Origin of the sequence: Stutzerimonas chloritidismutans (genome assembly GCF_020783375.1) — a bacterium.
Taxonomy (GTDB): domain Bacteria; phylum Pseudomonadota; class Gammaproteobacteria; order Pseudomonadales; family Pseudomonadaceae; genus Stutzerimonas; species Stutzerimonas kunmingensis.
This window is the reverse complement of record NZ_CP086067.1, coordinates 4125702-4146634: the sequence shown is the minus strand read 5'-3', so window position 1 is coordinate 4146634 and position 20933 is coordinate 4125702. Positions and strand designations below refer to the sequence as shown.

Below are 20933 nucleotides of genomic sequence, written 5' to 3'. Positions count from 1 at the left end.
GCCGGCGGGCGTCCACCCTGGACTCAGGACCGATGGAGCCTTCGATGCACGCCCTGCTGCAGGAAATTCTCGACGATGTACGCCCGCTGCTCGGGCAAGGTCGCGTGGCCAGTTACATCCCGGCGCTGGCCGACGTGCCGCCCAACCAGTTGGGTATTGCCGTGTGCAGTGCCGAGGGCGAGATTTTCGAAGCCGGCGACGCGCAGACGCCGTTCTCGATCCAGAGCATTTCGAAAGTGTTCAGCCTGGTGCAGGCCATCGCCCATCGCGGCGAGTCGTTATGGGAGCGGCTAGGCCACGAGCCTTCGGGGCAGCCGTTCAATTCACTGGTGCAGCTCGAGTTCGAACGCGGCCGCCCGCGCAACCCGTTCATCAACGCCGGGGCGCTGGTAATCTGCGACGTCAACCAGTCGCGCTTCGCCACCCCGGAGCTGTCGATGCGTGATTTCGTCCGGCACCTGTCCGGCAACCGGCAGATCGTCTCCGACACCCGCGTCGCCGAATCCGAATATCAGCACCGCGCGCGCAATGCGGCCATGGCTTACCTGATGCAGGCCTTCGGCAACTTCCACAACGATGTCGAAGCGGTATTACGCAGCTATTTTCATCACTGTGCGCTGCGCATGAACTGCGTCGACCTGGCCCGCGCGTTCGCCTTTCTCGCCCGCGATGGTGCCTGTCCGCAAAGCGGCGAGACGGTGCTGGCGCCGCGCCAGGCCAAGCAGGTCAACGCGATCATGGCCACCAGCGGCCTGTACGACGAGGCGGGCAACTTCGCCTATCGCGTCGGCCTGCCCGGCAAGAGCGGGGTGGGCGGCGGCATCGTCGCGGTGGTGCCGGGCCGCTTCACCGTCTGCGTCTGGTCGCCGGAGCTCAACGTCGCGGGCAATTCGCTGATCGGCATGGCCGCCCTCGAAGCGCTGTCGCAGCGTATCGGCTGGTCCATCTTCTGACGCGCCGTCGCGGCGGCGCCTACCCTTCGAATTCCTCTGGAGAGAACCAAGCATGAATGACGGCAAGAAGAGCGAAACCGCCCAGGAGGCCCTCGAACACATCGTCTCGGGCGTCAAGCGCTTCCGCGAAGAGGTCTATCCCGAGCAGCGCGAGCTGTTCGAGAAGCTCGCCTACGAGCAGACGCCACGGGCGATGTTCATCACCTGCGCCGACTCGCGGATCATCCCCGAGCTGATCACCCAGAGTTCGCCCGGCGACCTGTTCGTCACCCGCAACGTCGGCAACGTGGTGCCGCCCTACGGGCAGATGAACGGTGGCGTGTCGACCGCCATTGAGTTCGCCGTGATGGCGCTCGGCGTGCAGCACATCATCGTCTGCGGCCACTCCGACTGCGGCGCGATGAAGGCGGTGCTCAACCCGGCTCAGCTGGAACGCATGCCGACGGTAAAGGGCTGGCTGCGGCATGCCGAGGTGGCGAAGATCGTCGTCGAGCAGAACTGTGGCTGCGCCGACCACAACACCCTTGGCATCCTTACCGAGGAGAACGTGGTGGCGCAGCTCGACCACCTGCGCACGCATCCCTCGGTGGCAGCGCGGCTGGCCAGCGGTCAACTGTTCATCCACGGCTGGGTGTACAACATAGGGACCAGCGAAATCCGCGCCTACGATGCCGAGAAGGGCGAGTTCCGCCTGGTCGGCGACGGCCCGCTGCCGATGGCCACGCCGCGGGCGCGCTACCAGGTGAGCTGAAGCGCTTCCGGGCGGTTTCGGTCTGCTGACGAGGCGCGGGGTCAGCGACCACCGGCCAGCGTCGTGCCGCGCTCCTGAATCAGGTAGCACAGGTCAGGGGTCTTGCTGCAGCCGGCGTAGCCTTCGGCGATCACTTCCTCGAGCGCCTTCTGCAGACGATTGACCACTTCGTCCGGCGTATCAGGGCTCAGTGCCAGATACAGCGGTTCGCTGCGATAGCTCAGCGCGATGCGCAGCTGGCTCTCGTCGACGCCCTGCAGCCGCGCGTAATGACGCCACACCGGGTCGGCCACCGCCCACAGGTCGATGCGCCCGGTCAGCAGTTTGCGCAGGTTTTCGGCGTCGTTGAGGCTGTTGCTGGTGGCGATGCCCTGGCTTTCCAGGAACAGGCTGACGCTGCCGTTGGCGTGGCCGCCGATCTGGTAGCCCTGCGCCTGCTCCAGGCTGTCGAACTTCAGGCCACTGTCGGCCGGCGCCAGCAGCACGCTGGCGTGATGGGCCAGCGGCCCGACCCACTTGAACTGACCGGCGTTCTGCGGCGTGCGCGCCACCGAGAACAGGCCGTGGGCGGGCTGCTGCCGGGTCTGCTCGTAGAGCCGGCTCCAGGGGCCGCGCAGGGTCATGTTGTAGGCGATGCCGGCGCGGCGAAAGATGTCTCGCACGGTGTCGGCATCGATGCCCTGCACATCGTCGCCGCGGGCGAAGCCCTTGCTGTTGGGGCCCATGTTGAATGGCGGGAAGCTGTCGGTTTGCAGAGTGATCTGATAGTTGGCAGGCAGTTCGGCCTGGGCGGCACATGCAGCGCTGATGAGCAGGGCGAACAGCGCCCCGGCAGTTCGGGATCTGGCCATGGCATCGGCTCCTTGACGCTTTTCTTGTTGTTGGCGTGAGCAAGGGTAGCGGTGCTGCAGGCACATCGCCAGCCGGCTGCGCTGCCCTGCGGGGCAGCGCGCATTTTTGCCGGTGTCGTTTTCAGTCGGCCATTTCGCCGCAGAGGTCGCGGCAGAACCAGTGTTCCACCTCGGCATGGTCGAGCCCGGCGGCGAGCAGGGCGAACAACTTGCCCAGCGCCGCTTCACGGGTCATGCCGCCGCCGGAGACCAGACCGGCATCGCGCAGGCCGCTGCCGGTGGCATAGACGTCGAAATCGACATGGCCGCCCGGGCACTGGCTGATCGCCGCCAGCACCACGCCCTGTCGATGCGCCTGGCGCAGCGCTTCGATGAACGGGACGTCGTCCGCCGGCCCGGTGCCGCTGCCATAGCACTCGAGCAGTAGCGCCTGAGCGCCGCTGGCGACCAGTGCCCGGACCTGCGCGGCGCCGACGCCGGGGTACAACGGCAATATCGCGACCTCTGCCGGGCGCTGTGGCAGCAGTGCCGGTGGGCGATCTTTGCTTGCTTCGGCCTGGCGTTTGCGAGGCGCCTCGGCAAAGGCGTCGAAGGCATCGCTGCGCAGCTTGCTGACCCGCGCGCCGTGCAGCAGCACGCCGTTGAAGAACAGTTGCACGCCTTGCACCTGACCGGCCTGCAGCGCGCGCATGGCGCCGAACAGGTTGGGCCAGGCATCGCTGCCCTCGCTTCCCGCGGGCAGCATGGCGCCGGTGAGCAGCACCGGTATCTCAAGATCGAGCAGCAGGAATGACAGCGCCGCCGCGCTGTAGGCCAGGGTATCGGTGCCATGTAGCAGCAGCACCGCATCGCAATCCCCCTGCGCCACGGCCTCGCGGATGGCAGTCGCCATCTGCAGCCAATGGGCCGGCTGCATGTTGGCGCTGTCCAGCAGCGGTTGCAGTTCGCGGAAGGTCCAGCTCGGCAGCGGCCCGGCTTCCAGCGCCTGCTGCGCGTGCAGGCGAGCTTCGAAGCCGGAGGCTGGCATCAACCCGGCGGCGCTCTGTTGCATGCCGATGGTGCCACCGGTGTAGAGCACCAGCAGGCGTTCGATTGATTGATTCACACGCGCTCCTCGCTCGTTCGGCGCAGGCCATCAGGAATACAGGCGGATGGGGCCAGCCCCGTGCGCGGTTGCGCAGAGGGCTGGCCGGTCGCGTCGGAGCGCTTAGCGGCGCTCGGTGGTGTAGGGTGTGGCGGGCATGTTCGCCTTCCACACGGCCGGGTCGAGATCCAGGTCGGCGAAGTCCTTCGGATCGAGCACGGGTTGCTCGATGCCGGCGCGGATCTGGCGGTCGTAGTCGCGCATCAGGCGCAGGCCGACCTTGAACAGCAGGGCCACGGCGATCAGGTTGGCGATGGCCAGCAGACCCATGGTCACGTCGGCGAAGGCAAACACGGTGCCCAGATCCTGCACCGAACCCCAGAGCACAAGGATGACCACGAGGATGCGATAGATCACCACCGGCATGCGCTTCTCGGTGAAGAAGCCCAGCGCGTTCTCACCCAGGTAGTAGTTGTAGATCAGCGTGGTGAAGACGAACAGCAGCAGCGCGACGCTGACGAACACCCGACCCCACTCGCCGACGACGGCGGCCATGGCGTTCTGCGTCAGCACCACACCGGCCTGGTCCATACCCGGCTCGTAGACGCCCGAGAGCAGGATGATCAGCGCCGTGCAGCTGCACAGGATGATGGTGTCGATGAACACCGAGAGCGACTGCACGATGCCCTGCGCCACCGGGTGCTTGACCTCGGCGACCGCGGCGACGTTTGGCGCACTGCCCAGGCCTGCCTCGTTGGAGAACAGGCCACGCTTGACGCCCATCAGGATCGCCGCGCCGATGCCGCCGGCGAAGGCTTGCTCCAGACCGAAGGCGCTGCGGAAGATCAGGCCGAAGGTTTCCGGTACGGCACCGAAGTTGCTGCCGATGACGAACAGCGCCATGCCCAGGTAGGAGAAGGCCATGACCGGCACCAGTACGTCGGCCCACTTGGCGATACGGCGGATGCCGCCGAAGATGATGCCGGCAATGACCAGCGTCAGCGCGATGCCGCTGGCCACGGTCGGCACGCCAAAGGTGTCATGCAGCGAGCTGGCGACGGTGAACGACTGCACGGCGTTGAAACCGAAGCCGAAGGTCATCAGCAGCAGGATCGAGACGACGATGCCCAGCCAGCGCTGGCCGAGTCCGTGCTGAATGTAGAAGGCCGGGCCGCCGCGGTAGGTGCCGTCCGGCTCGCGACGCTTGTACAGCTGCGCCAGCGAGCACTCGAAGTAGCTGGTCGCCATGCCCACCAGCGCCACCACCCACATCCAGAAGATCGCGCCCGGGCCGCCGAGCATGATTGCCACCGAGACGCCGGCGATGTTGCCGGCGCCGACGCGGCCGGCGACCGAGAGCATCAGGGCCTGGAAGGAAGAGAGCTGTCCCGGCTGACGCTCGAAGGCGTGGCCGAAGATGCTGAACATGTTGCCGAAATAACGGAACTGGACGAAGCCGGAGCGAATCGTGAAGAGCAGACCGAGGCCGATCAGCATGACGATCAGCAGCTTGCTCCAAATGAGGTCATTCAGAAGGTCGAGCATGGCAATGTTCACCTTGTTGTCGTTGTTAGGGTGCCGGCGCGCGCCGCTGCGCCGTGCAAGCGGGGGATGTTTCAACAGTAGCGACGACAGGACAATTTCGCAGGTGGCCGCGATGTGACGCGACCTGATGCTAGAATGGCGACACTCGCGCCAACCGTCAGGGCATCCCATGACCTCCCACCTCGCCGAAAACCTGAAGTTGCTCTGCAGTCACTACCGCTCGATTGCCGAGGTGTGCCGCAAGCTGGCCATCAATCGGGCGCAGTTCAACAAGTACCTGGGCGGGCAGAGCCGTCCCACGCCGTTCAACCTCAAACGCATCGGCGACTTCTTCGGCGTCGAGGGCTACGAGCTGGAAATGCCGCCCGAGCAGTTCGCCCGGCTGGTCGGGGCGCGCCATCCGGAAGCCCAGGCGCTGCCGCGGACCGATCCGCTGCTGGCCCTGCTGCAGCCGTTGCGCGAGCACGCCACCAGCCTGTCGCGCTACTGCGGCTACTATTTCGAGTACGCCAACTGCATGTCGGTGCCGGGCAGCATCCTCATCTCGCTGGTGCATCTGCGCGAGGAAAACGGCCTCTACCTCTTCGAGCGTCAGGAGCGCCAGGAACGCGCCAGCCCTACCCTCGGCCACGCCGAGGACTGGGTACGCTGCCGCTACCTCGGCGCGGCGTTCGGCCTGCAGGACCGGCTGTTCCTGATCGACTACGAATCGCTGACGCTCAACGAGATGAGCCAGACCATCCTCATTCCCAGCTTCAAGAGCCGCATCACCCGTCTTAACGGAATGAAGACCGGCGTCTCTTCGGGCGACCGCCGCACGCCAGCGTGCACCTCGGTGGTGTGGGAATACCTGGGCCGCGAGATCAACCGTGTCAGCGCCTATCGCCAGGTGATGCTCTACAGCCCGGACGACCCGCGCATCGACCTGGACATCCGCGAGCGCCTGGCGACGCCGCATGTGGAGAACGGGCTGTTCGGCATCGAGTGAAGGCTCAGAGGATCTTGCGGTACTGGATGAAGCCCGCGCGTTCGGCGATGCGGTCGTAGAGCATGCGCCCCGTATAGTTGGTCTCCTGGGTCAGCCAGTGGACGCGCGAGGCGCCGGCGGCTGCGGCCTGGGCGTAGACGTGCTCGATCAGCGCCCGACCGATGCCTTTGCCGCGGGTGCCCTCGGCCACGTAGAGATCCTGCAGGTAGCAGTAGTCACCGCGGGTCCAGCAGCTGCGATGGAAGATCCAGTGCACCAGGCCGATGGCGTGGCCGTCATGCCAGGCCAGTGCGGCGTGCATCGGCTCGGCTGGATCGAGGAAGCGCTGCCAGGTGAGATCGCTGGTCTGCTCCGCAATCGCAGCGGCGTAGAAGCGTTGGTAGTTCTGCCAGAGTTCTCTCCAGACAGCGTGGTCGGCAGCGGTGATAGGGCGGATCTCAGGCACAGTGCATTCCTCTTCAATCGGTGATGAGCATGCGCGCGGCCAGGGCCTGGTCGCGTGGATCGAGCGAGGCGGCCAGGCCCTGGCGAACCCCGGCCTGGTCCGCCGGCGAGCGGTTCTGTCCGAGCTTCCACTTGCCCTCCAGCCGGCGAATCGGCAGGGCGAAGCCGACGATGGCGCGCAGCATGGCGTCCAGGTAGTCGTCTGGTGCATCGCTTACGGCCCAGGGCTGTGGGCGGCTGGCTTCATGCTGATCGCTGAGGCGGCTGACGATCTGCAGCAGGCTCTTGCGATCCTTGATCAGCCGCACCGGGCCGCGGGCATGCACGGCAATGTAGTTCCAGGTCGGTACGACCTTGCCGTGCTCCGCTTTGGTCGGATACCAGCTGGGGCTGATGTAGGCATCAGGGCCGCTGAACACGGCTAGCGCTTCGCAGCCGTCCTGCAGCTCGCGCCAGTGCGGATTGGCCTTGGCGAAGTGCCCGTAGAGCGTGCCGAACTCGCCTTCGTCCGGTTCCAGCAGCAGCGGCAGGTGGCTGGCGAGGACACCGTCCGCTCCCGCGCTGGTGAGCAGGGCGAACGGCGTGGCGCGCATCTGACGATGCAGTTCATCACGATCATCCTGGCGAAAGGCGGCGGGCAGGTACATGGCGACAGTCTCTGGCGTGGTGGAGTCATGCTAGGCAGGATATTGGCCCGCTGTAAGATCCATTACTTGTGACTTTGATAGAGCCAATGCGGCCTATGCCGACCACACCCCCATTGCCCGTCGATCTTTCCGGCATTTGTCTGGAGCGCAGCCAGGGGCTGACACGCCAGCTTTATCAGGCCCTGCGCGAGCGCATCCTCGACGGGCGTCTGGCTGGAGGAAGTCGGCTGCCGGCCGGTCGCGATCTGGCGGCATTGCTGGCGGTGTCACGCAACACCGTTACCCGGGCGTTCGATCAGCTCTACGCCGAGGGCTACATCGAAGGCCGGGTAGGCGATGGCACTTACGTGGTGGAACTCGGCAGCGCGCGGCCGCTAATGCAGCCGCCTGCTTCCGGGATAGTGCCAACCGAGGCGCTGTTGCGCCTGCAGCGCAATCACCTTGCGCTCCCCGTGAGCGGTGCGCCGAGGGCCTTTCGCATCGGCGTGCCGGCCTTCGATCTTTTTCCCTTCGAAATCTGGGCGCGGCTCACGGCGCGCTTCTGGCGCAAGCCATCGCCGGCGCGCCTGGGCTATGGCGACCCGGCGGGTGAGCCTGCCTTGCGCGAACTGGTAGCGGCCTACCTGCGCAGCAGTCGTGGGCTGAACTGCGATCCGTCCCAGGTGGTGATCACCTGCGGCGCACAGCAGGGCATCAGCCTCTGTGCCCAGCTGCTGGTGCAGCCCGGCGATCGTGTCGCGCTGGAGAATCCCGGCTATCGCGCCGCCGGCCATGCCTTCGCCGTGGCTGGCGCCGAGCTGTGTGGGGTCGCGGTGGATGGCGAGGGACTGGATACCGCCGCCCTCGCGCAGATCGAAGGCTGTCGGCTGGCCTATGTCACGCCCTCGCATCAGTACCCGACCGGCGTGACCCTGTCGCTGGCGCGGCGCCTGGAACTGCTCGCGTGGGCCGAACGCAACGAGGGTTGGATCGTCGAGGACGACTACGACGGCGAGTACCGTTACAGCGGCACGCCGTTGACGCCTTTGGCGGCGCTGGACCGGCAGGGGCGGGTGCTCTACGTCGGCACTTTCTGCAAGATCACCTTCCCCGCGTTGCGCCTCGGCTACCTGGTGTTGCCTCCCGGCCTGGCCGAGGCCTTCGCCCGTCGCCGCGCATTGGATATGCGTCACTCGGACATTGGCAGCCAGATGGTGATGGCCGAGTTCATCGCTGCCGGCCATTTTCAGCGTCACGTGCGCCGTATGCGCCAGGCCGCCCGGGTGCGCCGCGACACCCTGTTGCAGCACTGGCCAGAGGCGATCCCTGGCTGCGCGGAGTTGCCGGCGGTGGATGCCGGGCTGCATCTGTGCGTGCCGGTGCACAGCCACCGCGAAGCCGAGCTGGTTGCCGCGGCGCGAGCGGCCGAGGTGGAAATGAACGGGCTGGCCGACTACTGGCTGGACGGTCAGGCGCCGAGAGGCGCACCGGGCGGTCTGGTGCTGGGTTTTGCGGCGGTTCCGGAAGTGGAAATCATCGCCGCGCTGCAACGCCTGCGTCACGCCTGGGACCTGCCGAGCTAGCGGCAGGTCTCCAGACGGCGCTCACTCCTTGTTGCTGGCGTCGTACACCGCTCGGTCGAGTTCCTGCTCGCTGCGACCGACCAGCGTGGTGGTCATCAGGTCGCCGGCGACGTTCACCGTGGTGCGTGCCATGTCGAGGATGCGGTCGATCCCGGCGATCAGCGCCACGCCTTCGAGCGGCAGGCCGGCAGCGGTGAGTACCAGCCCGAGCATGATCAGCCCGGCGCCGGGGATGCCGGCGGTGCCGATGGAGGCCAGCGTCGCGGTGAGGATGATCATCGCGTACTGCCCGGCGCTAAGGTCGATGCCGAAGGCCTGGGCGATGAACAGTGCGAGCACGCCCTGATAGATCGCCGTGCCGTCCATGTTGATGGTCGCGCCTACTGGCAGCACGAAGCCCGCCACACCTTCGGATACGCCGAGGTTCTTGCGCGCGCATTCGATGGACACCGGCAGGGTGCCGGAGCTGCTCGAGGTGCTGAAGGCCACCGCCAGCGCCGGGGCGATGCCCTGGAAGAAACGCAGCGGATTGAGCCGCGCCAGCAGGCCGAGCAGGCCGCCGTAGACCAGCAGCACGTGGGCGATGCTGGCCAGGTAGATCACCCCGATCACGCCCGCCAGTGGCAGCAGTACTTCGGCACCATGGCTGCCGACCACGCCTGCGGTGAGGGCGAAGACGCCGATCGGCGCGACGCGCATCACCAGATCGGTGAGCTTGTAGAAACTCTCGGCCAGCGCATCGAACAGGCGCACCGCCGGCGCGCCGCGCTCGCCGATCAGGTTGATGCTGACGCCCAGGGCGATGGCGAAGACGATGATCTGCAGGATGTTGCCCTCGGCGAAGGCAGTGACCGGATTGGAAGGCACCAAGCCGACCAGAATCGACACCAGCGAGGGCGCCTGCTTGGCCTGTTCGCTGCCACTGGCGACCATGTTCATGCCTTCGCCCGGGGTGAACAGCGCGCCGAACAGCAGGCCGATGCTGACCGCGAAGGCGGTGGTCACCAGGTAGATGGCGATGGTCTTCAGACTGATGCGGCCGAGCTTGGCGCTGTCCTGCATCGAGGTTATGCCGGCCACCAGCGAAACGAACACCAGCGGCACGATGAGCATCTTGATCGCATTGAGAAACAGCGTGCCGATCGGTGCCAGCAGCTGCGCGTCTGCGCCAAAGGCCATGCCGGCGGCGACGCCGAGGGCCAGGCCGATGAGGATCTGCTGCCAGAGCGGCAGGCGGACGAGCAGGCGCAGGGGAGCGGAGAGGGTCGTACTCTGAGTCATGGGTTTTCCTGTTGTTTTTATTGTGCGAACGAGCCGGGCTGGTGGCTCGTAAAGCGAACGCCCGGCATGGGTGCCGGGCGCTTGGGACGATCACACCACCAGCGGTGCCAGGCGTGGCGCGATCATGTTTTCCGGGCGCAGGATCTCGGCGAGCATGGCGTCGTCGAGCAAGCGCTCCTCGCGCACCAGCTCCAGCACACTGCGGCCGCCGAGCAGCGCCTCGCGGGCCAGGCGGGTGCTGTTGTCGTAGCCGATGTAGGGGTTCAGCGCGGTGATCAGACCAATGGAGCTTTCCATCAGCTCGCGGCAACGGTCTTCGTTGGCGGTGATGCCTTCGATGCAATGCTCGCGCAGCATGTCCATGGCGCGCTGCAGCAGGCGGATCGAATCGAACAGCTTGTAGGCGATCAACGGTTCCATGACGTTGAGCTGCAGCTGCCCGCCCTCGGCGGCCATGGTCAGCGCGAGGTCGTTGCCGATCACTTCGAAGGCGACCTGGTTGACCGCTTCCGGGATCACCGGATTGACCTTGCCCGGCATGATCGAACTGCCCGGCTGGCGCGGCGGCAGGTTGATCTCGTTGAAGCCGGTGCGCGGGCCGCTGGAGAGCAGGCGCAGGTCGTTGCAGATCTTCGACAGCTTCACCGCCAGGCGCTTGAGCATGCCGGAGAACAGCACGAACGAGCCCATGTCCGAGGTGGCTTCGATCAGGTCCGCGGCCTGGCGCAGCGGCTGGCCGCTGATCTGCGCCAGGCGCTGCACGGCAATGGCCTGGTAGCGCGGATCGGCATTGATGCCCGTGCCGATCGCGGTGCCGCCGAGGTTCACTTCCAGCAGCAGCTCCGGGGCGAAGCCGCGCAGATGGTGCAGATCCTCGCCGAGGGTGGTGGCGAAGGCGTGGAACTCCTGGCCGAGGGTCATCGGCACGGCGTCCTGTAGCTGGGTACGGCCCATCTTCAGCACGTGGGCGAAGGCATGGCCCTTGCCGGTCAGCGACTGGCAGAGGCTCTCCAGGCTGGCGAGCAGGGTGTTGTGACCGAGCAGCAGGCCCAGGCGAATCGCCGTCGGATAGGCGTCGTTGGTGGACTGCGCCATGTTCACGTCGTTGTTCGGGTGCAGGTACTGATACTCGCCCTTGGCGTGGCCCATGGCCTCAAGGCCGAGGTTGGCGATTACTTCGTTGGCGTTCATGTTGGTCGAGGTGCCGGCGCCGCCCTGGATCATGTCCACCACGAACTGCTCATGGAATTCGCCGCGAATCAGTCGTGCACAACCCTGGCTGATCGCCACGTGCTTGGCTTCGGGCAGGTAGCCCAGCTCGCGGTTGGCGTCTGCGGCGGCCTGCTTGACCATCGCCAGGGCGACGATAAGCTTCGGGTAATGCGCCAGCGGCACGCCGGAGAGGCGGAAGTTGTGCAGTGCGCGCAGGGTCTGGATGCCGTAGTAGGCGTCGGAAGGAACGGGGAGGGTGCCAAGCAGGTCTTTTTCGACTCGCGATGATGCAACTTCGGACATGATGGTAATGTGGCTTCGGTAGGCGCAGGCAGTGCTGCAGTGCGCCTAAAATAAGGCTTTCAGGCGTTTCGCGGCCAATGCCGTTGCTGGCTGCCCTATGCCGAAACGGCATAATGTCCGTGTGACTTTGTACCGGTCGCAATCGTATCGAGGGATGTTCAGGTGAATCTGGAAACCAAGTGGCTGGAGGATTTCGTGGCGCTGGCGGCGACCCGCAGCTTCTCCCAGGCCGCGCAACGCCGCTTCGTCACGCAGCCGGCCTTCAGCCGGCGGATACGCTCGCTGGAAGAGGCGCTCGGCCTGCAACTGATCAACCGCTCGCGCACGCCGATCGAGCTGACCGAGGCCGGCCAGCTGTTCCTGGTCAGTGCGCGCAACATGGTCGAACAGCTCGGCGAAGTGGTGCGCCATCTGCACCACGTCGAGGGCCAGCAGGGCGAGGTGTTGCAGATATCCGCCGCGCACTCGCTGGCGCTGGGCTTCTTCCCGGCGTGGATCGCCGGCCTGCGCCACGACGGGCTGAACATCGCCACCCGGCTGATCGCCACCAACGTCGGCGAAGCCGTGCATGTGCTGCGCGAAGGCGGCTGCGACCTGATCCTCGCCTACTACGACCCGGATGCCGCGCTGCAGCTCGACCCGGAGCTGTTCCCCTCGCTGCACCTGGGGCGCACCGAAATGCTGCCGGTCTGCGCGGCGGGCGATGACGGCACGCCGCTGTACGACGTCGACAGCGGCCAGACGGTGCCGCTGCTGGCCTACAGCGCTGGCGCCTTTCTCGGTCGCTCGGTGAACCTGCTGTTGCGTCAGCGCGCGCTGCGTTCGACCACCGTTTACGAGACGGCCATGGCCGACAGCCTGAAGAGCATGGCACTGCAGGGGCTGGGGATCGCGTGGGTGCCGCGCCTGAGCGTCGAGCCCGAGCTGCAGCGTGGCGAGCTGGCGATCTGTGGTAGCGAGCAATGGCGCGTACCACTGGAAATCCGCCTGTATCGTTGCTCGCTGATGCGCAAGGGTGCAGTGCGCTTGCTCTGGCGAAGGCTGGAAAACCGTGCCGCGCAAGCGCAGCGACAGGCGGGCGAAGCGGCAGGTTAAAGCGCCCCACGCGGCCAAATGTGCGTAACAAGCGGTTAACTGCACACATTTTGTTGCTTCGCGCGAGGCAACTTTTTCGGGCGACGCTGTCTTAGCTGAGCAATCCGTGCCATGGCCAGGCCGGACTCTAGCCAAGGACAGACAGCCGTGAATTACGACTCCGACGCCGCCGTGCCCCCTGCGGGCTCGGTCTTTGCTGTGCTCGACCCGGCGACCGCCGGCATCGAGCCCGTCACTTTGCATGCCGCGCTGAGCCGCGTGGCGCATGGTGCGCCTGATCGATCGGCGGTGCTTTCGACCCGCTTCGCGCCGCTGGACCATCGCGGCCTGCAGCAGATGATCGAGCGGACCCATCGCCAGTTGCGCCAGGCCGGTTTCGGCCGTGACGCGCGCATCGGCGTATTGCTGCCGGAAGCCCCGCAGGCGGCGGTCGCGATCATTGCCATCGCCTGTTCGGCGGTTGCCGTACCGCTCGATCCGCGTCTTGGCCCGGCCGAACTGGACCAGTTTCTCCAGCAGCTGCCGCTCGATGCCCTGCTGATCAGCAGTGACGGCGATCAGCAGGGCCGGGCGGCCGCCGAGCGCCACGGGCTGACGCTGATCAGTGCCGAAGCGGCCGCGGACGGCAGCCCGGCGTTGCAGTTCGACATGCCGCTGGCTGCACAGCCGGCCGCCGATGATCTGCCCGAGGCAGACGCCCCGGCGTTCATCCTGCGCAGCTCCGGCACCACGGCGTTGCCCAAGCTGATTCCCTTCACCCATCGCAACATGCTGACCGCCGCCCGCAAGTGGCAGCGCTGGTTCGGCCTGGATGCCGGTGACCGCTGCCTGTGCGTCTCGGCCCCCTATTACTCCCACGGGCTGAAGGTCACCATCCTCACGCCGCTGCTCACCGGCGGCAGCGTCGCCTTTCCGCTCAGCCCGGCCGTGGTGGACCTGCACGAGTGGTTCGAAAGCCTGCGGCCGAGCTGGTATTCCGCCGGCCCAGCGTTGCACCGCGCAATTCTCGAAGCGGCCAGCGCGCACCCCGAAGGGTTGGGCACGCAGCGGCCGCGCTTCGCCTCATCCGGCGGCGCGCCGCTGGGACAGGACATCATCGATGCCTTCGAGCAGACCATGGGCTTCCCGCTGCTGGAGCACTACGGCTCCAGCGAGGCCGCGCAGATCGCCGTCAACACCCCGACCGAACGCAAGGCGGACACGGTCGGTCGGCCCTGGCCGGAAACCCTGAGCATCGTCGACGAGAACGGCAACCCGCTGGCGGCCGGCGAGCGCGGCGAGATCCGCGTGCGTGGCGCGACGGTGATGCCTGGCTATCTCGGCGATGACACGCTTAACCGCGAGGTGCTGCGCGATGGCTGGTTCCACACTGGCGACATCGGCAGCCTCGACGAGGACGGCTTCCTGCGCCTGCATGGACGCCTGCGGGAAGTGATCAACCGCGGCGGCGAGAAGGTCAGCCTGTCGGAAGTCGATGCGGTGCTGTTGCGCCATCCGGCGGTGGCCGATGCAGCGGCGTTCGCCGTGCCGCATCAGCGCCTCGGCCAGGATGTCGCCGCCGCCGTGGTCTTGCACCCCGGCATGCGGGTGGCGGCCGAGGAGCTTCAGCGCTACCTGCGGGGCGAGCTGGTGTACTTCAAGGTGCCGCGGCGCGTGCAGATCATCGACGCCTTGCCGCGCGGCTTGACCGGCAAGGTGTTGCGGCATCGGCTGGCGGATGCCTACCTCGAACAGCGCAGCGCGCGGGCCCGGGCCGCGGCGGTGGCCGAGGCGGCGTCCGAACTGGAGCAGCAGGTGCTGGCGCTCTGGCGGCGACTGCTGAAAACCGAGGCGGTCGGCCCGAACGACAACTTTCTCGATTGCGGTGGTGACTCGCTGCTGGCCACCGAAATGCTTGCCGAGCTGGAGCAGATGCTCGGGCGAGTGATCCCCGAATCGTTGCTGGTCGAGGCCGAGACCGCCCGCGAGCTGGCAGCACGTCTGGAGAATCTTGCCAACCACGTCATTCCGGTCATCGATTTCAACGCCCAGCCAGGGCGCACGCCGTTGTTCTGGTTCCACGGCGATTTCGCCCATGGCGGCTATTACATCCGTCGCCTGGCCCGGCTGCTCGGCCCGCAGCAGCCGCTGACGGCCATCGCTCCGCATGGCATGGACAACGAGCCGATACCAGAGTCGGTGCAGCAGATGGCGCGTGAACGTCTGCCGCTGATCCTCGCGCGCCAGGCGCAGGGACCGTACCGCATCGGCGGCTACTGCAACGGCGCGCTGGTGGCCTTCGAGGCCGCTCGTTTGCTCATCGAGGCGGGCCATGAGGTGGAGATCGTCGCTCTGATCGATCCGCCCACCGCCAATGTTCGCCCGTGGTCGCGGGCCATCCTGCGTACCCTCGACCAGGTGCTGCCGGACATGCAGCTTGCCCGCGCCTACGAGGCCCTCAGCCGTTTCGGTGAAACCAGCAAGTGGCCCTATCCCAAACGCTTCGCCAACCTGGCCTGGAAGCTGTCGCGGCGCAGCGTGCGCATGGTGCAGCAGCGGCTGGCCGGTCACGTGCCGACACCACCCACCGCGCGTGATCGGGAGGTGCGCGTGCGCTTCCTGCAGTACTCGCTGGTAATGGCGCGCTACCTGCCCCGGCGCATCGACGCGCCGGTGGTGTATTTCTCCGCCGACTACACCAGTCGCGCCTGGCGCGGCATGGGGGCGAGCTTCGAGAGTTACGACGTGCTCGGCGGCCATCATCGCTGTGTCAAGGACTACACCGCCTCCATCGCCACGCCGCTGCGCGCGCTGCTTGAGGATCCGACTGCGGCAATGCCTGGTCAGAGCGGCTTGATGTTGCCGCTGGCCGAGCCGGGCGAGCGCGATGGTCTGGTGCCCTGATCATGCTCGCGTCGACCCCAGCGCTGCCGCGCAACTTCCCGAGTCACCCGGTAACAGGAGTAACCGCATGAAACGCTCGATCGCCACCGTGTCGCTGAGCGGCACCCTGCCGGAGAAGCTGGAGGCCGCCGCGGCGGCTGGATTCGATGGCGTCGAGCTGTTCGAGAACGACCTGCTCTATCACTCCGGCAGCCCGCAGGACATTCGCCGCCTTTGCGAGGACCTGGGCATTGCCGTCACGCTGTTCCAGCCGTTCCGCGATTTCGAGGGCTGCCCGCGGGCGCGCGTGCAGCGCAATCTCGATCGCGCCGAGCGCAAGTTCGACCTGATGCACGAGCTGGGCGTCGACCTGATGCTGCTCTGCAGCAACGTTCAGGCCGATGCGCTGGGTGATAACGAGACACTGGTGGGTGACCTCGGCCAGATCGCCGAGCGTGCCGGTGCACGCGGGCTGCGCGTGGGCTACGAGGCGCTGGCCTGGGGCCGCCACGTGAAGACCTGGCGGCAGGTCTGGTCACTGGTACAACAGGTCGACAATCCTGCACTGGGGGTGATTCTCGACAGTTTCCATACGCTGGCGCTGGGCGATGACCCGAGCGGCATCGTCGACATTCCCGGCGAGCGGATCTTCTTCGTACAGCTCGCCGATGCGCCGCTGCTGGCAATGGATGTACTGCAGTGGAGTCGGCATTTCCGTTGTTTTCCCGGTCAGGGCGAATTCGACCTGGCGGGCTTTCTCGCACCTGTGCTGCAGGCCGGCTACAGCGGCCCGTTGTCGCTGGAAGTGTTCAACGATGGCTTCCGCGCTGCGCCGCCGCGAGGCATCGCCGCCGACGGCCTGCGTGCGCTTCAGCACCTGGAAGAGAAAACCGGGCAACGTCTGAGTGCTTCGACCAGCCCGGCGCTGGCGCAAACGCTGTTCGCGCCAGCGCCGGCACCGCGCTACGAAGGCATCGATTTCCTCGAGTTCGCGGTGGACGAGCCGCACGCCGTGCGCCTCGGCAGCTGGCTGCAGCGTCTTGGCTTCGCCCATGTCGGTCAGCACCGCTCGAAGGATGTGCAGCTGTTTCGCCAGGGCGAGATCAATATCGTGCTCAACGCCGAGCCCTATTCGTTTGCCCACAACTACTTCGAGGCGCATGGCCCTTCGGTGTGTGCCATGGCGCTGAAGATCGACGAAGAGGGGCCGGCGCTGGCGCGTGCCTGCGCCTTTGGCGGCCAGCCTTACCGTGGCCTGATCGGGCCGAACGAGCGGCAGATTCCGGCCGTGCGCGCGCCTGACGGCAGCCTGATCTATCTGCTTGAGTCCGGCGCGCCAGGGCAGAGCAACTACGACATCGACTTTCGCCTGCATGCGGTCGGCCCGAAGGATGCGGGCTTGCAGCGTATCGATCACATGGCTACCGCGCTGCCGGCCGAAAGCCTGGCCAGCTGGGTGCTGTTCTATCGCAGCCTGTTCGATTTCGAGGCCGACAACGAGCTGCTGCTGCCCGATCCCTACGGACTGATGAAGTGCCGCGCCATGCGTAGCCCCTGCGGTCGCGTCCGGCTGCCGCTGAACACCTCGCAGGATCGCGACACCGTGATCGCCCAGGCGCTGTCCAGTTATCGTGGCGCCGGGGTGCACCACGTGGCGTTCGCCTGCGACGACATCTTCGCCGAGGTCGCCCGGGCGCAGGCGGCCGGGGTGCCGTTGCTGGAAATCCCGCGCAACTACTACGACGATTTGGCGGCGCGGTTCGATTTCGACGACGCGCTGCTCGCCGAGCTGGCGCGCTACAACGTGCTCTACGACCGTGATGCCGAGGGTGGCGAGCTGTTTCACGTCTACACCGAGCCGTTCGAAGGCCGCTTCTTCTTCGAGATCCTGCAGCGCTGCAATGGCTACACCGGCTACGGCACCGCGAATGTCGCGGTGCGCCTGGCGGCGATGGCCAAGCAATGCCGCCGTTCGGCTCCCAGCGCCACCAGCGTCGCCAGCGCCTGCTGAGATGGCGGCGCCCGCGCCGCAAGGCTCCAGCGCCTTGTTTCGGAGCCATCTATATCCGAACTTGCCTCACCGCGCAGGCCACTAGCTCGACGCCGCGAGCGCGATGGTATGATCACGGCCTCGCCGCGCCTACTGCTGATTATTCGCCTTGCGCGGCCGCTGGAGCCCATCGTGCCCACCTCAAAGCCAATCGGCCTGCGTCAATGGATCTGGCGGGCCTTCGTGCGCAGCGCGCTCATCCCACTGGTGCTGGTGGAGACCGCGTTGATCGCGATCTATCTGCTGACCAACAACGCCATTCGCGACGCTCAGGTCGAGCATCTGCGCGAAACCGCGCTCAACGACCTGCAGGCGGCGGTAAGTCTCGAGTCGCGTCTGATCAGCGAGCAACTCAGCCAGGTCAGCTCCCTGACCCAGTTGTATCGCAATCTCACCGCGCAGGCGCTGCAGGGCGTCGCGCCGGGACAGGTGCCCGAACTGGCCCTGAGCGACGAGGGCGTGCGCTACAGCCCCAGCGATGACGGCGGTGCCGCCGTGTTCTATTCCAACGCCACTGCCCCCGAGCGGCATGACCTGCAGAAGATCGCCAGGCTGCGGCAGCTGGAGCCGCTGATGAAGGAGATCGAAGCGCGCAACCCGCTGGTCGCCAGCCTCTACTTCAACAGTTGGGATAGCTTCAACCATATCTATCCGTGGTTCTTCACGCTCGATCAGTACCCGGCGGACATGGATATCCCCAAGTACAACTTCTATTACCTGGCAGACGCCAAGCACAACCCGTCGCGCGGCGTAGTGTGGACCGATGTCTACCTCGACCCGGCCGGGCACGGCTGGATGATGTCGGCGACTGCGCCGGTGTACCACGGCGATTTTCTCGAAGGCGTGGTCGGCATCGACATCACCGTCAGCGGCATCCTCGAGCAGATCGGCCAGGTGCAGGTGCCCTGGGGTGGCTACGCCATGCTGGTCAGCGATGATCTGTCGATCATGGCGCTGCCCGAACCTGGCGAAGCGGATTTCGGCCTGGCCGAGCTGACCGAGCATTCCTATCTGGATGCCATCCGCCGCGAGGTGTTCAAACCGGAGGATTTCCAGCTCGATCGCCGCCCGGAAACCGCTGAGCTCGCCGCGGCGATCTCCGGGGCCAGCAGCGGCGTACAGCAGGTGATGCTTGGCGGCCGGCCGCAGCTGGTGGCCTGGACCACTGTGGCGCAGACCGGCTGGCACCTGCTGGCGGTGGTCGATGAGGCCGCGGTATTTCGCCAGACCAATGCCCTGGCGAGCCGTTATCAGCAGATCGGCTATCTGCTGATCGCCGGGTTGGTGCTGTTCTATATCGGTTTCTTCGCCCTCATGTGGCTGCGCGCACGCCAGCTCAGCGGCGCGCTGCTGACGCCCATCGCCGGCATCTCGCGGATGCTCGGCGAGATTGGCGTCGGCCGCTGGCAGCCGCAGCCGGCCGAGTCGCAGATCCGCGAGCTGGACGAAATGTGCCGTCACACCCAGGACATCGGTAGCCGCCTGGCCTATAGCGAATCCGAGCGCTGGGAGGCGCAACGGCGACTGGAACTGGTGCTGGAAAGCGCAACCGAGAGCCTCTGGGAATATGACATGCCCAACCACCGGCTGCGTATACGCGGCGGTATGGGGACGCGCTTCGGCCTGCCGTCGGGGCCGCTCAGCGATAGCGAGTTCCGTCGCCGTATCCACCCCGACGACTTGCCGCAGGCGCTGGCGCAGATCGAACGCGTCAGCCGCGGGCTGCAGCAGCGCTACGAGGCCGAATACCGCTTCGCCGATACCCAGGGCCACTACCACTGGCTGCTCAGCCGCGGGCGTGTGCTTGAACATGATCCGGATACCGGCATGGCGAAGATACTCGCCGGTACTCATGTGGATATCGACGCGCTGAAGCGGGTCGAGGAAGAACTACGCGCGGCGACCCTGCAGGCCCAGGCTGCCAGCGAAGCGAAGGGCCGGCTGCTCTCGGGTATCAGCCATGAACTGCGCACGCCGCTCAATGCGATTCTCGGTTTCGCCCAGCTGATGCGCATGGACTGCGACGACGAGAGCCAATCCGAGGCGGCGGAATACCTCGACGAGATCCTGCTTGCCAGCCGCCATCTCAACCAGCTGCTGGGCGAGATTCTCGAGTGGTCCAGCCTGCAGAACGAACCGGCGCAGCTCGAACTGCAGGCGGTGGACGTCTGCAAACTGATGCGCGAGTGCGCCGAACTGGTCTCGCTCGAGGTTCAGCAACGCGGCCTGCATCTGCAATTGCAGTTGCCGGATGAGCCACTGCAGGTGCTTGCCGAGCCGCGTCGGTTGCGCCAGGTGCTGCTCAACCTGCTGTCCAACGCGATGAAGTACAACGTTCCCGATGGCCACATCAGCTTACGTACCGAAACCAGCCCGGGGCATGTGCGGCTGTTGGTCGAGGATACGGGATTGGGCATCGAGCCCGCGCAGCAGGCGCAGGTGTTCGAACCCTTCCAGCGGCTCGGGCGCGAGAACAGCATGATCCAGGGCACCGGCATAGGGCTGTCGCTGTGCCTGGAGTTCGCCCGCCTGATGAACGGGCAGCTGGGACTGCACAGCGAACCTGGCGTCGGCAGCCGTTTTTGGATCGAACTGCCACGCCTGGCGCCTGCTGCGCTGCAGTAGCGCTGGTCGTGCGGGGTACTGGCTGGTCACGCCTTGCGCTATACTGCGCGGCTTTCGCGCGGGCGGCCAAGGTCGGTCCGCGACTGTCCAGGCCACGCTCTTTTGCGTGGTTTGTTGTTCTTGACGCGCCCGCGGGCGCCCAATGAGAGGCACGACGATGAGCGCACTGGTAGGCGTGATCATGGGCTCCAAGTCCGACTGGTCCACCCTGAGCCACACCGCCGACATGCTGGAAAAGCTGGGCATCCCCCATGAAGTGACGGTGGTGTCCGCCCATCGCACCCCGGACCTGCTCTTCCAGTACGCCGAACAGGCCGAAGCCCGCGGGTTGCGCGTGATCATCGCCGGCGCCGGCGGTGCCGCCCATCTGCCGGGCATGTGCGCCGCCAAGACGCACCTGCCGGTGCTCGGCGTGCCGGTGCAATCCTCGATGCTCTCCGGCGTCGATTCGCTGCTGTCCATCGTGCAGATGCCGGCGGGCGTGCCGGTCGCCACCCTGGCCATCGGCAAGGCCGGCGCGATCAACGCCGCGCTGCTGTCGGCGAGCATCCTCGGTCACGAGTTTCCCGAGTATCACCAGGCACTGAAGAAATTCCGCGACGAGCAGACCCAGACCGTTCTGGACAGCCCGGACCCACGCGTCTGAGCCGAGCCTGCCGGCGCGGCGCCGTCCGCTGGCG

The 20933-nt window shown here is 66.4% G+C and carries 16 protein-coding genes; 9 read left to right on the top strand and 7 right to left on the bottom strand.

Features of this window, described 5'->3' with window-relative positions:
* The first annotated feature begins 44 nt into the window (after window positions 1–44).
* Complete coding sequence (gene glsB, locus LLJ08_RS19485; RefSeq protein ID WP_228207741.1) at window positions 45–953, top strand: glutaminase B; 909 nt, start codon at window positions 45–47, stop codon at window positions 951–953.
* 52 nt (window positions 954–1005) lie between these two features.
* Complete coding sequence (locus LLJ08_RS19480; RefSeq protein WP_014822032.1) at window positions 1006–1704, top strand: carbonic anhydrase; 699 nt, start codon at window positions 1006–1008, stop codon at window positions 1702–1704.
* A 41-nt stretch (window positions 1705–1745) separates the two neighbouring features.
* Here LLJ08_RS19480 and LLJ08_RS19475 read toward each other — a convergent pair whose 3' ends face one another.
* The 3 genes from LLJ08_RS19475 to LLJ08_RS19465 all read right to left on the bottom strand — a co-directional run bounded on the left by LLJ08_RS19475 (window position 1746) and on the right by LLJ08_RS19465 (window position 5184).
* Entirely contained in the window at window positions 1746–2555 is an 810-nt protein-coding gene (locus LLJ08_RS19475; RefSeq protein WP_044313961.1) for a substrate-binding periplasmic protein, read from the bottom strand.
* Window positions 2556–2676: 121 nt separating this feature from the next.
* Window positions 2677–3660, bottom strand: coding sequence for an asparaginase (locus LLJ08_RS19470; protein ID WP_228207740.1), 984 nt, complete (start codon window positions 3658–3660; stop codon window positions 2677–2679).
* A 102-nt stretch (window positions 3661–3762) separates the two neighbouring features.
* Window positions 3763–5184, bottom strand: a complete 1422-nt coding sequence (locus tag LLJ08_RS19465; RefSeq protein ID WP_228207739.1) for an alanine/glycine:cation symporter family protein — start codon at window positions 5182–5184, stop codon at window positions 3763–3765.
* Window positions 5185–5353: 169 nt separating this feature from the next.
* Here LLJ08_RS19465 and LLJ08_RS19460 point away from each other — a divergent pair, with 169 nt between their 5' ends.
* On the top strand, window positions 5354–6172 hold the full coding sequence (locus LLJ08_RS19460; RefSeq protein ID WP_228207738.1) for a helix-turn-helix domain-containing protein: 819 nt from the start codon (window positions 5354–5356) through the stop codon (window positions 6170–6172).
* A gap of 4 nt (window positions 6173–6176) precedes the next feature.
* Here the strand turns inward: LLJ08_RS19460 and LLJ08_RS19455 are convergent, their stop codons facing one another.
* Both LLJ08_RS19455 and LLJ08_RS19450 read right to left on the bottom strand, forming a co-directional pair.
* Entirely contained in the window at window positions 6177–6617 is a 441-nt protein-coding gene (locus LLJ08_RS19455; RefSeq protein WP_228207737.1) for a GNAT family N-acetyltransferase, read from the bottom strand.
* Between the two features lie 13 nt (window positions 6618–6630).
* Entirely contained in the window at window positions 6631–7263 is a 633-nt protein-coding gene (locus LLJ08_RS19450) for an FMN-binding negative transcriptional regulator (protein ID WP_228207736.1), read from the bottom strand.
* Between the two features lie 95 nt (window positions 7264–7358).
* Here LLJ08_RS19450 and pdxR point away from each other — a divergent pair, with 95 nt between their 5' ends.
* Window positions 7359–8825, top strand: a complete 1467-nt coding sequence (gene pdxR, locus LLJ08_RS19445; RefSeq protein WP_228207735.1) for a MocR-like pyridoxine biosynthesis transcription factor PdxR — start codon at window positions 7359–7361, stop codon at window positions 8823–8825.
* Between the two features lie 21 nt (window positions 8826–8846).
* Here pdxR and LLJ08_RS19440 read toward each other — a convergent pair whose 3' ends face one another.
* Together LLJ08_RS19440 and LLJ08_RS19435 are read right to left on the bottom strand one after the other, a co-directional pair.
* A complete protein-coding gene (locus tag LLJ08_RS19440) occupies window positions 8847–10106 on the bottom strand; it encodes a dicarboxylate/amino acid:cation symporter (protein ID WP_228207734.1) in 1260 nt (419 codons plus the stop codon).
* Between the two features lie 90 nt (window positions 10107–10196).
* Complete coding sequence (locus tag LLJ08_RS19435) at window positions 10197–11621, bottom strand: aspartate ammonia-lyase (RefSeq protein WP_228207733.1); 1425 nt, start codon at window positions 11619–11621, stop codon at window positions 10197–10199.
* Between the two features lie 162 nt (window positions 11622–11783).
* Between LLJ08_RS19435 and LLJ08_RS19430 the strand changes: the two genes are divergently transcribed.
* The 5 genes from LLJ08_RS19430 (at window position 11784) to purE (ending at window position 20899) form a co-directional block, all read left to right on the top strand.
* On the top strand, window positions 11784–12716 hold the full coding sequence (locus tag LLJ08_RS19430) for a LysR substrate-binding domain-containing protein (RefSeq protein ID WP_046618075.1): 933 nt from the start codon (window positions 11784–11786) through the stop codon (window positions 12714–12716).
* 147 nt (window positions 12717–12863) lie between these two features.
* Window positions 12864–15599, top strand: a complete 2736-nt coding sequence (locus tag LLJ08_RS19425; RefSeq protein WP_228207732.1) for an AMP-binding protein — start codon at window positions 12864–12866, stop codon at window positions 15597–15599.
* A gap of 67 nt (window positions 15600–15666) precedes the next feature.
* Window positions 15667–17589 carry a bifunctional sugar phosphate isomerase/epimerase/4-hydroxyphenylpyruvate dioxygenase family protein gene (locus LLJ08_RS19420; RefSeq protein WP_104098404.1) on the top strand — a complete coding sequence of 641 codons (1923 nt, stop codon included), beginning with the start codon at window positions 15667–15669 and terminating at the stop codon, window positions 17587–17589.
* A gap of 171 nt (window positions 17590–17760) precedes the next feature.
* Window positions 17761–20253 carry a sensor histidine kinase gene (locus tag LLJ08_RS19415; protein ID WP_228207731.1) on the top strand — a complete coding sequence of 831 codons (2493 nt, stop codon included), beginning with the start codon at window positions 17761–17763 and terminating at the stop codon, window positions 20251–20253.
* A gap of 157 nt (window positions 20254–20410) precedes the next feature.
* A complete protein-coding gene (purE, locus tag LLJ08_RS19410; protein ID WP_014822018.1) occupies window positions 20411–20899 on the top strand; it encodes a 5-(carboxyamino)imidazole ribonucleotide mutase in 489 nt (162 codons plus the stop codon).
* Window positions 20900–20933: the final 34 nt, after the last annotated feature.

Bases quoted from the DNA above. Each gene is read 5' to 3' on its own strand.
- glsB (WP_228207741.1), top strand. From the start codon at position 45: ATGCACGCCCTGCTGCAGGAAATTCTCGACGATGTACGCCCGCTGCTC.
- LLJ08_RS19480 (WP_014822032.1), top strand. From the start codon at position 1,006: ATGAATGACGGCAAGAAGAGCGAAACCGCCCAGGAGGCCCTCGAACAC.
- LLJ08_RS19475 (WP_044313961.1), bottom strand. From the start codon at position 2,555: ATGGCCAGATCCCGAACTGCCGGGGCGCTGTTCGCCCTGCTCATCAGC.
- LLJ08_RS19465 (WP_228207739.1), bottom strand. From the start codon at position 5,184: ATGCTCGACCTTCTGAATGACCTCATTTGGAGCAAGCTGCTGATCGTC.
- LLJ08_RS19460 (WP_228207738.1), top strand. From the start codon at position 5,354: ATGACCTCCCACCTCGCCGAAAACCTGAAGTTGCTCTGCAGTCACTAC.
- LLJ08_RS19450 (WP_228207736.1), bottom strand. From the start codon at position 7,263: ATGTACCTGCCCGCCGCCTTTCGCCAGGATGATCGTGATGAACTGCAT.
- pdxR (WP_228207735.1), top strand. From the start codon at position 7,359: ATGCCGACCACACCCCCATTGCCCGTCGATCTTTCCGGCATTTGTCTG.
- LLJ08_RS19440 (WP_228207734.1), bottom strand. From the start codon at position 10,106: ATGACTCAGAGTACGACCCTCTCCGCTCCCCTGCGCCTGCTCGTCCGC.
- LLJ08_RS19435 (WP_228207733.1), bottom strand. From the start codon at position 11,621: ATGTCCGAAGTTGCATCATCGCGAGTCGAAAAAGACCTGCTTGGCACC.
- LLJ08_RS19420 (WP_104098404.1), top strand. From the start codon at position 15,667: ATGAAACGCTCGATCGCCACCGTGTCGCTGAGCGGCACCCTGCCGGAG.
- purE (WP_014822018.1), top strand. From the start codon at position 20,411: ATGAGCGCACTGGTAGGCGTGATCATGGGCTCCAAGTCCGACTGGTCC.